Source organism: Amycolatopsis sp., assembly GCF_035546795.1.
In the GTDB taxonomy this organism is placed as follows: Bacteria; Actinomycetota; Actinomycetes; order Mycobacteriales; family Pseudonocardiaceae; genus Amycolatopsis_E.
In genome coordinates this window covers 40,190-52,182 of sequence record NZ_DASZWC010000061.1, presented here as the reverse complement: position 1 = coordinate 52,182, position 11,993 = coordinate 40,190, and the positions used below count along the sequence as shown (strand labels likewise).

The 11,993-nt window shown below is 70.2% G+C and carries 13 protein-coding genes; 8 read left to right on the top strand and 5 right to left on the bottom strand.

Going from position 1 to position 11,993, the window contains the following annotated elements:
* Nucleotides 1-114: 114 nt before the first annotated feature.
* The 5 genes from VHD82_RS31385 to VHD82_RS31365 all read left to right on the top strand — a co-directional run bounded on the left by VHD82_RS31385 (nt 115) and on the right by VHD82_RS31365 (nt 6,498).
* Nucleotides 115-972, top strand: coding sequence for an FAD binding domain-containing protein (locus VHD82_RS31385; protein WP_325712226.1), 858 nt, complete (start codon nt 115-117; stop codon nt 970-972).
* Complete coding sequence (locus VHD82_RS31380; protein WP_325712225.1) at nt 963-1,421, top strand: (2Fe-2S)-binding protein; 459 nt, start codon at nt 963-965, stop codon at nt 1,419-1,421. Before VHD82_RS31385 ends, VHD82_RS31380 begins: the two co-directional genes overlap by 10 nt.
* Nucleotides 1,418-2,749: an 8-oxoguanine deaminase gene (locus VHD82_RS31375; RefSeq protein ID WP_325712223.1), complete on the top strand. Its 1,332-nt coding sequence runs from the start codon at nt 1,418-1,420 to the stop codon at nt 2,747-2,749. Before VHD82_RS31380 ends, VHD82_RS31375 begins: the two co-directional genes overlap by 4 nt.
* On the top strand, nt 2,746-5,013 hold the full coding sequence (gene pucD / locus VHD82_RS31370; protein WP_325712221.1) for a xanthine dehydrogenase subunit D: 2,268 nt from the start codon (nt 2,746-2,748) through the stop codon (nt 5,011-5,013). The genes VHD82_RS31375 and pucD overlap by 4 nt, the downstream gene beginning before the upstream one ends.
* 69 nt (nt 5,014-5,082) lie before the next feature.
* Nucleotides 5,083-6,498 carry an NCS2 family permease gene (locus VHD82_RS31365; RefSeq protein ID WP_325712219.1) on the top strand — a complete coding sequence of 472 codons (1,416 nt, stop codon included), beginning with the start codon at nt 5,083-5,085 and terminating at the stop codon, nt 6,496-6,498.
* On the opposite strand, the gene VHD82_RS31360 is transcribed toward VHD82_RS31365, so the two are convergent.
* Nucleotides 6,468-7,052 (bottom strand): TetR/AcrR family transcriptional regulator, encoded by a 585-nt coding sequence (locus VHD82_RS31360; RefSeq protein WP_325712217.1) that lies wholly within the window; start codon nt 7,050-7,052, stop codon nt 6,468-6,470. The two genes, VHD82_RS31365 and VHD82_RS31360, sit on opposite strands and share 31 nt — an antisense overlap.
* A gap of 58 nt (nt 7,053-7,110) precedes the next feature.
* On the opposite strand from VHD82_RS31360, the gene VHD82_RS31355 reads away from it, so the two are divergent.
* Entirely contained in the window at nt 7,111-7,953 is an 843-nt protein-coding gene (locus VHD82_RS31355) for an alpha/beta hydrolase (RefSeq protein WP_325712215.1), read from the top strand.
* Here VHD82_RS31355 and pucL read toward each other — a convergent pair.
* From pucL to VHD82_RS31335, 4 genes are all read right to left on the bottom strand, one after another.
* Nucleotides 7,950-8,825 (bottom strand): factor-independent urate hydroxylase, encoded by an 876-nt coding sequence (pucL, locus tag VHD82_RS31350; RefSeq protein ID WP_325712213.1) that lies wholly within the window; start codon nt 8,823-8,825, stop codon nt 7,950-7,952. The two genes, VHD82_RS31355 and pucL, sit on opposite strands and share 4 nt — an antisense overlap.
* 5 nt (nt 8,826-8,830) lie before the next feature.
* The gene (gene uraH / locus VHD82_RS31345; protein WP_325712211.1) at nt 8,831-9,145 is read right to left on the bottom strand and encodes a hydroxyisourate hydrolase; all 315 of its coding nucleotides are present in this window, start codon (nt 9,143-9,145) and stop codon (nt 8,831-8,833) included.
* 88 nt (nt 9,146-9,233) lie between these two features.
* Nucleotides 9,234-9,686: a 2-oxo-4-hydroxy-4-carboxy-5-ureidoimidazoline decarboxylase gene (locus tag VHD82_RS31340; protein ID WP_325712209.1), complete on the bottom strand. Its 453-nt coding sequence runs from the start codon at nt 9,684-9,686 to the stop codon at nt 9,234-9,236.
* 76 nt (nt 9,687-9,762) lie between these two features.
* Entirely contained in the window at nt 9,763-10,239 is a 477-nt protein-coding gene (locus VHD82_RS31335; RefSeq protein ID WP_325712207.1) for a helix-turn-helix domain-containing protein, read from the bottom strand.
* Nucleotides 10,240-10,328: 89 nt separating this feature from the next.
* Between VHD82_RS31335 and VHD82_RS31330 the strand changes: the two genes are divergently transcribed.
* Nucleotides 10,329-11,108 (top strand): hydroxypyruvate isomerase family protein, encoded by a 780-nt coding sequence (locus tag VHD82_RS31330; protein ID WP_325712205.1) that lies wholly within the window; start codon nt 10,329-10,331, stop codon nt 11,106-11,108.
* Entirely contained in the window at nt 11,105-11,968 is an 864-nt protein-coding gene (locus VHD82_RS31325; protein ID WP_325712203.1) for a 2-hydroxy-3-oxopropionate reductase, read from the top strand. The genes VHD82_RS31330 and VHD82_RS31325 overlap by 4 nt, the downstream gene beginning before the upstream one ends.
* The last annotated feature ends 25 nt before the right edge of the window (nt 11,969-11,993 follow it).

Here is an 11,993-nt window from a genome sequence, read left to right as displayed (position 1 = left end):
TTTCCCGGCCGTCATCTCGTTTGTCGGAAAGTACGAACGGGTGGGCCTGAGCTGGGCCCGATTCGTACTTTGCTCACGTTGCCGTGGTCGTGCCCACGGCGGTCTACTGACGGGGTGGACTTCCTGCGACCCCAGACCCTCGCCGAGGCGCTGGCCCTCAAGGCCGAGCGCCCCGGCGCGGTGCCCATCGCGGGCGGCACGGACGTGATGGTGGAGCTGAACTTCGACCACCGCCGCCCGTCCGCCCTGCTCGACCTCGGTGGAGTCACCGAACTGGCCGAATGGTCCATTGTGGACTCCGGTGTCCGGCTCGGCGCCGGCGTGCCGTACACGCGGCTGATCGCGGAGCTGGGGGACAGGCTGCCCGCGCTGGCGATGGCAGCGCGCACGGTCGGGTCCCCGCAGATCCGCAACCGTGGCACGGTGGGGGGAAATCTGGGCGCGGCCTCGCCAGCCGGGGACACCCATCCGGTGCTGCTGGTCGCCGGTGCGAGCGTGGAAGCGGCGTCGGTGCGGGGCACGCGGCTGATCCCGGCCGAGGAGTTCTACGTCGGCGTGAAGCGCAATGCACTCGCGGAGGACGAGTTGATCACCGCGGTGCACCTGCCCGTGTCGGATGCCGCGGAGCAGTTCGCGAAGGTCGGTACCCGCAACGCGATGGTGATCGCGGTGTGCTCGTTCGCGATCGCCGTGAGGCCGGGCCGGGTGCGCGCCGCGATCGGCTCGGCGGCGCCCACCCCGCGCCGGGTCCCGGCCGCTGAGGAGTTCCTGCTGACGGAGTTGCCGTGGGGCCGGCCGCTGCCGGATTCGCTCAAGCGCCGCTTCGGCGAGCTGGTCGCGGCGGCCGCGGAGCCGATCGACGACGTGCGTGGCACGGCGGAATACCGCAAGCACGCCCTGTCCGTGCTGGCCCGGCGGGCGCTGGGCTGGGCTTGGCAGGACCGGCTGGAAAGGGACCAGGCATGCGCGTGAACGTCATTGTGAACGGCGAGGCCAAGCAGGCCGACGACGTGTGGGAAGGCGAGAGCCTGCTCTACGTGCTACGCGAGCGCCTCGGCCTCCCTGGTTCGAAGAATGCCTGTGAACAGGGCGAATGCGGATCCTGCACGGTGTACCTCGACGACGTGCCGGTGTGCGCCTGCCTGGTCGCCGCCGGGCAGGTCGAGGGGCGCGTGGTGCGCACGGTCGAGGGCCTCGCCGACGGGGACCGGCTCGACCCGGTGCAGCAGTCCTTTGTGGACGCCGGTGCGGTGCAGTGCGGGTTCTGCACCCCGGGGCTGGTGGTGGCGGCGCACGATCTGCTCAGCCGGGTGCCCGACCCCAGCGATGAGGAGATCCGCGAGGCATTGGCCGGGAACCTGTGCCGCTGCACCGGTTACGAGAAGATCCTGGACGCGGTCCGGATGGCGGCGGGCCGATGAAAACCGTACTGGAGCACGCGGCGATATCCACTGTGGACGAACACGGCACTGAATTCCGCGACGGGCACGTGGTGATCGAGGACGGGCGGATCGTCGCAGTCGGCGAGGGGCGGGCCGAGGGCGACGCGCGGATAGACGCCACCGGTTGCCTGGTCACGCCCGGGCTGATCAACACGCACCACCACCTCTACCAGTGGGCGACCCGCGGCCTGGCCGTCGATTCCACGCTCTACCAATGGCTCGTCACGCTGTACCCGGTGTGGCGACGGCTGGACACGGACATCACGCACGCGGCGGCGAGCGCGGGCTTGGCCCGGCTGGCGCTGACCGGGTGCACGACCGTGGCCGATCACCATTACGTTTTCCCGCGGCGGGGCGGGGATCAGGTCGCGGCGCTGGTGGCGGCCGCGCACCGGATCGGCGTGCGGGCGCATCTCGTGCGCGGCTCCATGGATCGCGGGGAGTCCGCCGGTGGTCTGCCGCCGGACAACCTGGTGGAGGAGACCGAAGCCGCCCTGCTCGGCACCGAGCAGGCGATCGACGCCCATCATGACCCGGCCCCGGACGCGCGGATCCGGATCGCGGCCGGTCCGTGCTCGCCGTTCACGGTGAGCGAAGCGCTGATGACCGGGGCCGCGGAACTGGCCCGGCGCAAGGGCGTCCGGCTGCACACCCACCTCGCCGAGACGCTCGACGAGGAGGAACAGTGCCTCGCCGAGTTCGGCTGCACGCCGGCCGAGTACGCCGACAAACTGGGCTGGCTCGGCGAGGACGTGTGGATGGCGCACACCGTGCACCTGTCGCCTTCGGCGGTCGGCCGGTTCGGTGCGACGCGCACCGGCTCGGCGCACTGCCCGACGTCGAACGGGCGGCTGGGCACCGGAATCGCGCCGGTCCGGGATCTGCTCGACGCCGGTGCTCCGGTCGGGCTGGGCGTGGACGGGGCGGCGTCGAACGAGTCCGGTGGTCTCGGCGAGGAGCTGCACCAGGCGCTTTTGCAGGCGCGGCAACGCGGCGGCCCGACGGCGCTCGGCGTCCGCGAGGCGTTGTGGCTGGGCACCATGGGCGGGGCGCGCTGCCTCGGCCGGGAGAACGAGCTGGGCTCGCTGGAGCCGGGCAAGCTCGCCGACCTCGCCGTGTGGGATCTCGGTGGGCTGAACTACGCGGGGATCGAGGACCCGGTCGCGGCGCTCGTGCTCGGCGCGACGCCGCCGCTGAAGCTGCTGTTCGTCGGCGGGCGGAAAGTGGTGGAGGACGGGGAACTCCGCACGGCGGACGTGTCCACTGTGGCCGGTGAGCTGCGAGCGGCGAGCGGGAAACTGCGATGACCACGACGGAACAGGCCACCGGGACCGCGAACGGCGTCGGCAGCAACGCGCGCCGGCCGGACGGCACGGTGAAGGTGCGTGGTGAGTTCGCCTACTCCTCGGATCTGTGGCACGAGGACATGATCTGGGGCGCGACGCTGCGCAGCCCGCATCCGTACGCGCTCATCATCGGTATCGACCTCACGGAAGCCCTTGCCGTGCAAGGGGTTTACGCGGTGCTGACGCACGAGGACGTGCCGGGGGTGAACAGGTACGGGCTGGAGCACCAGGATCAGCCGGTGCTCGCCGCGGATGTGGTGCGTTACCAGGGGGAGCCGGTGGCGCTGGTGGCGGCGGACCACCCGGAGACGGCGCGCCGGGCGATGAAGCGCATCAAGGTCACCTACGAGGAGCTGGAGCCGGTCGTCGACGCCGAGCGGGCGGCCGAGAGTCCCGCGCTGCACCCCGGCGGCAATGTGCTGCGGCACGTGCCCGTTCGCCGTGGTGATCCCGAAGTCTCCGCGGAAGTGGTCGTTACGGGGTCGTACGAGGTCGGGATGCAGGACCAGGCGTTCCTCGGCCCGGAGTCGGGGCTGGCGATCCCGGCCGAGGACGGCGGGATCGACCTGTATGTGGCGACGCAGTGGCTGCACATCGACCAGCAGCAGATCGTCGCCGCGCTCGGGCTCCCCGCGGAGAAGGTCCGGCTGACCCTCGGCGGGGTCGGCGGCGCCTTCGGTGGGCGTGAGGATCTGTCGATCCAGGTACACGCCTGTCTGCTGGCGCTGCACACCGGCAAGCCGGTGAAGATGGTCTACAACCGCGAGGAATCCTTCTACGGCCACGTACACCGGCATCCGGCGACGCTGCACTACGAGCACGGCGCGGACAAAGACGGCAAGCTGGTCTACGTCAAGGCGCGGATCTTCCTCGACGGCGGCGCCTACGCGTCTTCGACCCCGGCGGTGGTGGCGAACGCGGCGACGCTCGGGGTCGGGCCGTATGACGTGCCCAACGTGTCGATCGACTGCTGGGGCGTCTACACGAACAACCCGCCGTGCGGGGCGATGCGTGGCTTCGGTGCGGTGCAGGCCGCGTTCGCGTATGAGTCGCAAATGGACAGACTTGCCGCGGCCTGCGGGCTCGGCCCCGTCGAAGTCCGGCTGCGCAACGCGATGAGCGAGGGTTCCGTGATGCCGACGGGACAGGTCGTGGACTCGGCCGCGCCCGTCGCGGAGTTGTTGCGGCGCGTGCGGGACAAGCCGCTGCCCGAGCTGCCGCGCGGCGAACGCGACCTGCGCACGCTGCCCGGCGGGGTGTCCAACACGACGCACGGCGAAGGCGTCGTGCGTGGCATCGGCTATGCGGTCGGGATCAAGAACGTCTGTTTCTCCGAGGGGTTCGACGACTTCTCGACCGCGCGGGTGCGACTGCAGGTGGTCGGCGGCGAAGCCGCGGCGACGGTGCAGACGGCCGCGTGTGAAGTCGGCCAGGGCCTGGTGACGGTGTTGCAGCAGATCGTGCGCACGGAGCTGGGCGTGGAGCAGGTGACGATCCTGCCGATGGACACCTCGATCGGCAACGCCGGTTCTTCGTCGGCCTCGCGGCAGACGTACGTCACCGGCGGCGCGGTGCGATCGGCCTGCCTGGCCGTGCGGTCGGCGTTGTTCGGGAAGGTGCCGGGTGCCACGGGGGAACTGAGCCTTGCCGGCGGGAAACTGGTGTCCACAAAGGATGGTGTGGTCGCGGATCTGGTGGAGGTGCTGGGGTCCGGAGCGATCGACGAGACGGTGGAATGGCGGCACCGGCCCACCGAGACCCTCGACCCGGAGACCGGTGCCGGCAACGCGCACGTGCAGTACGGCTTCGCCGCGCACCGTGCGGTGGTCGATGTGGACGTCGAACTCGGGCTGGTGAAGGTGGTCTCGCTGGACTGCGCGCAGGATGTCGGCAAAGCGATGAACCCGCAGGCGGTGCTCGGCCAGATCCAGGGCGGTTCCGCGCAGGGGCTCGGGCTCGCGGTGATGGAGGAGATCCAGACCGCGGGCGGCCGGATCCGCAACCCGTCGTTCACCGACTACCTGATCCCCACCGTGCTCGACATGCCGGCGATGAGCATCGACGTACTCGAACTGGCCGACCCGCACGCCCCGTACGGGCTGCGCGGAGTCGGTGAACCGCCGACGATCTCCAGCACCCCGGCGATCGTCGCGGCGATCCGCGCGGCCACCGGGCAGGCGCTCACCCGCGTGCCCGTTCGCCCGGAGCACATCACTCGTTCATGAGCTGACGCCCTTGGGAAAAGAGGCCCTTCGCCGGAGGGCCTTCGTTTCGCGCGCCCGCACGGAGGCAGAATGATCCAGCTGCGCAGCAGGCCGGTCGCCCGTACGTCCTTTGTGGACGGCTATTTTCACATCTCCCGGCGGGGCAGCACGGTCGGCCGGGAGGTGCGCGGAGGGCTCACCACATTCGTCGCGATGTGCTACATCGTGCTGCTGAACCCGCTCATCCTCGGCGCTTCGGCCGACATCACGGGCGCCCGGCTGAGCACCGGACAGGTCACCACCGCGACGGCACTCGCGGCGGGCGTCACCACGATTCTGATGGGGCTGCTCGGGCGGGCGCCGCTCGCGCTCGCGGCCGGGCTGGGTATCAACGGCGTGGTCGCGTTCCAGCTGGCGCCGGAGATGACGTGGGCGCAGGCTTTCGGGCTGGTCGTGCTCGAAGGGGTGTGCATCGTGCTGATGGCCGTGTCCGGGGTGCGCGAGCGGATCATCAACGCGATCCCGGCGCCGCTCAAGGTTGCGATCACCGTTGGGATCGGGCTCTATCTCGCGCTGGTGGGCCTGGTCAGCGCCGGGTTCGTGACCAGGACCCCGGATTCGGCGGACTCGACGGTGCCGGTGCGGATGGGCGTGGACGGGCATCTGCTCGGCTGGCCGATCCTGGTGTTCTGCGTGGGGCTGCTGCTGATGATCGTGCTGGTCACGCGGCGGGTCCCGGGGGCGGTGCTGATCAGCATCGTGGTGGCGACGGTGCTCGCGGTGGTGATCGACGCGGTGTTCCACCCGGCGGGCTGGGGGCTGGTGGAGCCGAAGGTGCCGGCGCGGATCGTCGCGTCCCCGGATTTCGGCCTGCTGGGGCGGATCGACCTGTTCGGCGGATTCGGCTCGGCGGGGCCGCTCACCGCCTGCGTGTTCCTCTTCACCCTGGTGCTTTCCGGGTTTTTCGACGCGATGGGCACCATCACCAGCGTGGCCGAGGAGGCCGGTTTGGTGCGGGACGGCAAGGTCGAGGGCATGGGCCGGATCCTGCTCGCCGACGGGTTCGGCGCGCTGGCCGGCGGGCTGACCGGTTCGGCGCCGAACACCGTGTTCCTGGAGTCCGCGGCCGGGGTTGGTGAGGGCGCCCGGACGGGACTGGCGAGCCTGGTCACCGGGGCGTTGTTCACGTTGACCCTGTTCTTCACCCCGATCGCGGCGATCGTGCCAGCGCAGGCCGCCGCGCCGGCGCTGGTGGTGATCGGCGGGATGATGCTGGCGCAGGCGCGGCGGATTCCCTGGCAGGACATCGAGATCTCGATCCCGGTGTTCCTGGTCGTGGCGGTCATCCCGTTCACCTACTCGATCACCAACGGGATCGGCGCCGGGCTGATCGCGTACGTGCTGGTCAAGCTCGGGAAGGGGCGGGTCAGGGAGGTGGGCTGGCTGCTGGGGGTGCTGGCCCTGGTGTTCGCGGCCTACTTCGCCGCCGGCTCGTTCATGAGCTGACGCGCCATCGCGACGGCGGCTTCCCCGGCGACGGCCAGCGGTTCGACGTCCCGCAGTGAGCGGCTGAGCACGAACGCGCCCTCCAGGCTGGTGACCACCGCGATCGTGAGCTTGCGCGCGTCCTTTTCGGACAGTCCGAATCGGCGGAACACCGCCGTTCCCTTGTCGATCCAGGCGTTGAACACCTCGGCCGTCGCCTCGCGGAGCGGCTCGCTGGTGCTGGCCACCTCCAGCGCGACCGTCGCGATGGGGCAGGCGTCGGCGTAGTCGGTCTCACGCAGGGTGACGGCCGCGCCGGCGAAGGCGTCCTCGATCCCGGCGGCCGGGTCCGCGGCCGGCGTGATGAAGATGTCGAACAGCTCCGCGTAGCGCATCCCGGAATGCCGGATGACCTCCGCGCCGAGCTGCTCCTTGCCGCCGGGGAAGAAATGGTAGAGCGAGCCGAAGGGTGCCCCTGCCTCGCTGACGATCTGCTTGAGCCCGGTGCCGGTGTAGCCGTTGCGGCGGAACAGCTCGGCACTGGCGGTGATGATGCGCTCTCTGGTGTTGCCCACCGGCGTAGTCTACGTTATCTTCGCGCTAGAGCGATCTATCAAGTGGGGAGGGCGTGCAATGCCCGAGATCGAGCTTTCGGCAGGCACGGTCAGCTACCAGGACAGTGGCGGGGACGGGCCGGTTCTGGTGCTGCTGCACGGGCTGACGATGGATGGTTCGGTGTGGCGGAAGGTGGTGCCCGGGCTGGGGGAGTACCGCGTCGTGCGGCCGACCCTGCCGCTGGGTTCGCACCGCGGGCCGATGCACCCGGATGCCGATCTTTCCTTGCGGGGCTTGGCTTTGCTGGTCGGCGAGTTCCTGGCGGCGCTGGATCTCGAGGACGTGACCCTGGTGCTGAACGACTGGGGCGGCGCGCAGGTGCTGCTGTCGGAGGGCAAGGCGGAGCGGGTCGGGAAGCTCGTGCTCGTGGCGTGCGAGGCGTTCGACAACTATCCGCCCGGGCTCCCCGGCCGCCTGATCGCGCTCGCCGCACGCACGCCCGGTGGGCTCGCGGGGATGATGAAGCTTTCGGGGCTTCGCCTGTTCCGGCGTGGGGCGGGCGCCTGGGGCTGGATGAGCAAGCGGCCGGTGCCGGACGCGGTGATGGACGAGTGGTTCCGGCCCGCGAAGGAGTCGGCGGAGATCCGGCGGGATATCGCGAAGTACGGCCTTTCGCTGCCGTCCAAGGCGGGCCTGCTGGAGCTGTCCGAGCGGATGCGCTCGTTCGACCGGCCGGTGCTCGTCGTGTGGGCGAAGGAAGACAAGTTGATGCCCCGCGAGCATGGGCGGCGGCTGGCGGAGCTGTTCCCGGACGGCCGGCTGGTGGAGGTCGAGGACAGCTACACGCTGGTGCCCGAGGACCAGCCGGAGTTGCTGGTGCGGTTGTTGCGGGAGTTCGTGCCGGTGACGGCCGTGCGCTAGTCCCAGGCCGGGCCGGCCGGCGGGGCGTCGTCGCGGAGGACGGTGCCTTCGATGAGGCCGTAGGGGCGGTCGGCGGCGAAGAACACTTCGTTGTCGTTGCTCAGGCCGAACGGGGTCAGGTCCACCAGGAAGTGATGCTTGTTCGGCAGCGAGAGCCGCACCTCGCACACCTCCGGCCGCGCCTCCAGTACCGCCGAGCCCATCGCGTACAGGGTTTGCTGCAGCGACAAGCTGTGCAGGGACGCGAAGGTCTCCAGCATGATCCGCCGGACCTCGGTGAAACTCTTGCCCCAGTTGACATCCAGCCCGGCGTACCGCCAGCGCGCGGTGACGGCGGTGGCCAGGATGCGGTCGTCGGTCTCGGCCAGGGTGGTGTACTTCTCGCGCGGGAAGCCGTGGAACTCCGAGCCGGTGGACTTGAGCACCACCAGATCCCGCAGCCCCGACACAACCCAGGCCCCGCCGCCCTCGACCGTCACCGCCGTGGTGCGTTTTTCGTCGCCGGAACGGGAAAACGCGTGGTCATGCGGGCTGCCGTCGACGGGGATGCGGTCCCAGCCGTGCTCGTCGACGAGGATTCGCGCGCCGGTGATGTTGTCGAAAGAGCCGACGAAATGCCGTGCCAGCCGTAGCCCGAACTCCTCGATCTCGCCGGCCGGGGCTTCCTTGGCGAAGGCGTACACGGTGTTCTTCTGCGAGTCCGTGGCCAGCACGCCCGTGTTGTCCCCGTGCAGATGTGTCGCCGAAAGCTCGCCGCGCAAGGACGTGGACACGGTGAGGTCCTTGATCCGGTGCGTGGGTGTCGAGCGGTCGACGGTGACCAGGCGGACTTCGGCCTTGCCGTACTGGTTCGGGCCCAGGGTGATGCCCACGGCGATCAGCTCCCTCGGTAAGTGGAGTAGGCGTACGGGCTGAGCAGCACCGGGATGTGGTGATGCGTCGCGGGATCGGTGATCCGGAACGTCACCGCGATCTCCGGGAAGAAGCCGTCCGGCCCGAGATACCCGCCGGTGTCGAAGACCAGCCGGTACACGCCGGGCTCGAGCCGCGCGGGGCCGAGCTCCCGGATCCGGCCGTCGTCGTCCGTCACGCCTTCGGCGACCGGGCCGGCCGCGGATTCCAGCCGGACCGGGATGCCTTGCGCGGGCTTGCCCGCGGCGGTGTCCAGGACGTGCGTGGTCACCAGGCTCATGCCGCCTCCTCGGCGGACGCGGCAAGCCGCGACGGCGTGGATGCGTCGGCGAGTGTGGTGTTTGATGATTCGGGCCTGCGGGCAGTCCTCATGCCGTCACCGCCTTTTCCAGGCGCAGCAGGGCGATCGCGACCAGTTCCCGCCCGGCCACGGCCAGCTCGGTCTCCGGGTCGTTGCCCATCCGCTCCCGCAGGTTCTCAAGCAGCTCCTCGCCGCTACGGCCGCTGGCGCACACCAGGAACACGTGCCCGAACCGCGCCTCGTACTCGGCGTTGGCCTTCCGGAACTGCTCCGCCGCGGCACTGTCCACACCGGACTGTTCCGCTCGTGAAGCCCCGGTGGCCCGTTCGCCGATGCGTGGATGTGCGGCCATCGCGCGCCGGATCTCGTCCGGCGTCAGCGTGATGGACGCGGCTTCCCGCAACGCCGCCAGATCGGCGTACGGCTGCCCGGCCAGCACGGCGTCGGCCCACCGGGGCACGTCGAGGCAGGCCAGCAGAGTCGCTCGGGACAACGGCACGACAGAATCCTCCTTCAACATTTTGTTGAAGTCAACGCTGTATCTTGCGGGACACCCGCACCCAGTCGGTCCTCCTCGACGCGCTCCGTTGTCGCACTTACTCGTCCGGTCCTCCAGTCCGGTTGAGATAGTTGTAGACGGTGAACCTGGTGACACCCAGCGCCTCCGCAACGGTGACGACAGCCTTGCGCATCGCGAAGGCGCCGCGCTCCTCCAGTAGCCGCACCGCGCGCTGCTTGCCTGCGCGATCGAGGTCGGCGAGCCGCGCACCGAGGCGTAGCTCGACCTCGCGGATCAGGTGGTCGAGCGTCTCCATCGGCGCCCCCGCTTCGACGGTGGCGCCGGTGGACACTTGCAGAGTGATGCGAGTGGCGCCGCCCGACAGCGCGGCGCGGGCGATGGCGGGCAGCGCGTCGAGCAGCGCGTCGGCGTCACCCTCGGCAGTGGTGCCGAATGGGCCGAAATCCACGGTCAGCCCTGCCTCGTCGGCGGCTTCGCGGGCGCGGACGGCGTGCGCGGGCGGGTCGCCCTCGCCGTGGAAGGGTTCGGTGGTGAACTCGGCTTTCAGCTCCACGAGTGGCACGGTAGCCCGTTGACGAGGCGAAGGCCACGAAGCTATTCTCGCATTACGAAATAGAAATTCCGCTATACGGAGGAAGGATCATGCGCTACGACGTGAACCTTTCGCTCCTGTTCACCGAGCTGCCGCTGCTGGAGCGCGCCGAGGCCGCGCGCGCCGCGGGGTTCGGGGCGGTCGAGTTCTGGTGGCCGTTCAACACTGCCACGCCGGCCGACGGTGAGGTCGAGGCGTTCGTCCGATCGATCGAGAACGCCGGGGTGGCGCTCGTCGGCCTCAACTTCTTCGCCGGGGACATGCCGGCGGGCGACCGCGGCCTGGTCTCGTGGCCCGGCCGCGAGCGTGAGTTCGCCGACAGTGTGCACGTGGCCGTCGCGATCGCGGAACGCCTAGGCTGCCGCACCTTCAACGCCCTCTACGGCAACCGGATCGACGGCGTGGACCCGGCGGCGCAGGACGAACTGGCACTGTCCAATCTGGACTTCGCGGCAGCGGAAGCGGCGAAGATCGGCGCGTGGCTGGTACTCGAACCGCTCTCCGGAGTCGAGCGCTATCCCCTCAAGACGGCCGCCGACGCCTTCGCCGTCATCGAAAAGCGGGCCGGCCTCAAGCTCCTGTTCGACCTCTACCACCTGGGCGTCAACGGCGACGACATCGCGGCGGTGATCGACAAGCACCTGGCCCGGGTCGGGCACGTGCAGATCGCCGACGTGCCGGGGAGGCATCAGCCCGGCACCGGCGCGCTGGACATCGAGGGCTACCTGGCGCGGCTCGACGAAGCGGGTTACGAAGGCTGGGTGGGGCTGGAGTACGCGCCGCTCGGCCCGAGCGCGGAGTCGTTCGGCTGGCTGAAGGGAGTGCGATGACCAGGATCGGGTTCATCGGCCTCGGCATCATGGGCGGCCCGATGGCGGCCAACCTGGTGCGGGCCGGGTTCGAGGTGACCGGTTACAACCGCAGCCGGTCCAAAGTGGACAAGCTCGTCGAGGCGGGCGGGCGTGGCGCGGACAGCATCGCCGAGGCGGTCCGCGAAGCCGACGTGGTGATCACCATGCTGCCGGATTCGCCGGACGTCGAGGCCGTCGTGCTCGGCGAGGACGGCGTGCTGGCGAACGCGCCGGAGGGCGCGCTGCTGATCGACTGCAGCACGATCCGGCCCGACGTCGCCCGTGCCGTTTCCGGGCGAATCCGCGCCCTGGACGCGCCGGTTTCCGGCGGGGAGCAGGGGGCGATCGACGGCAGCCTGTCGATCATGGTCGGCGGCGCGGCGGCGGATTTCCAAGCCGCGCAAGACATCCTGCACGCCGTCGGCAGCACGGTCGTGCACGTCGGCGCGGCCGGCGCCGGCCAGACGGTCAAGGCGGCGAACCAGCTCATCGTCGCCGGCACGATCGAACTGGTCGCGGAATCGCTGGTGTTCCTGGAAGCGCACGGCGTGGACACCCAAGCCGCGATCGAGGTGCTCTCCGGTGGCCTGGCGGGCAACCGGATCCTCGACCGCAAGGCCGCCGCGATGGTGCACCGCGAGTTCACCCCGGGCTTCCGGGTCGAGCTGCACCACAAGGATCTCGGCATCGTGCAGGCCGCCGCGCGCGAGGCCGGGGTGGTCATGCCGCTCGGCGCGGTCGTCGCGCAGCTGATGGCCGCGTTGAACGCGCAGGGCGACGGCGGGCTCGACCACGGTGCGCTGCTCAAGCTCGTCGCCCGGCTCTCCGGCCGGGAATAGACGTAAGTTGGAAGTTCGAGGAGGC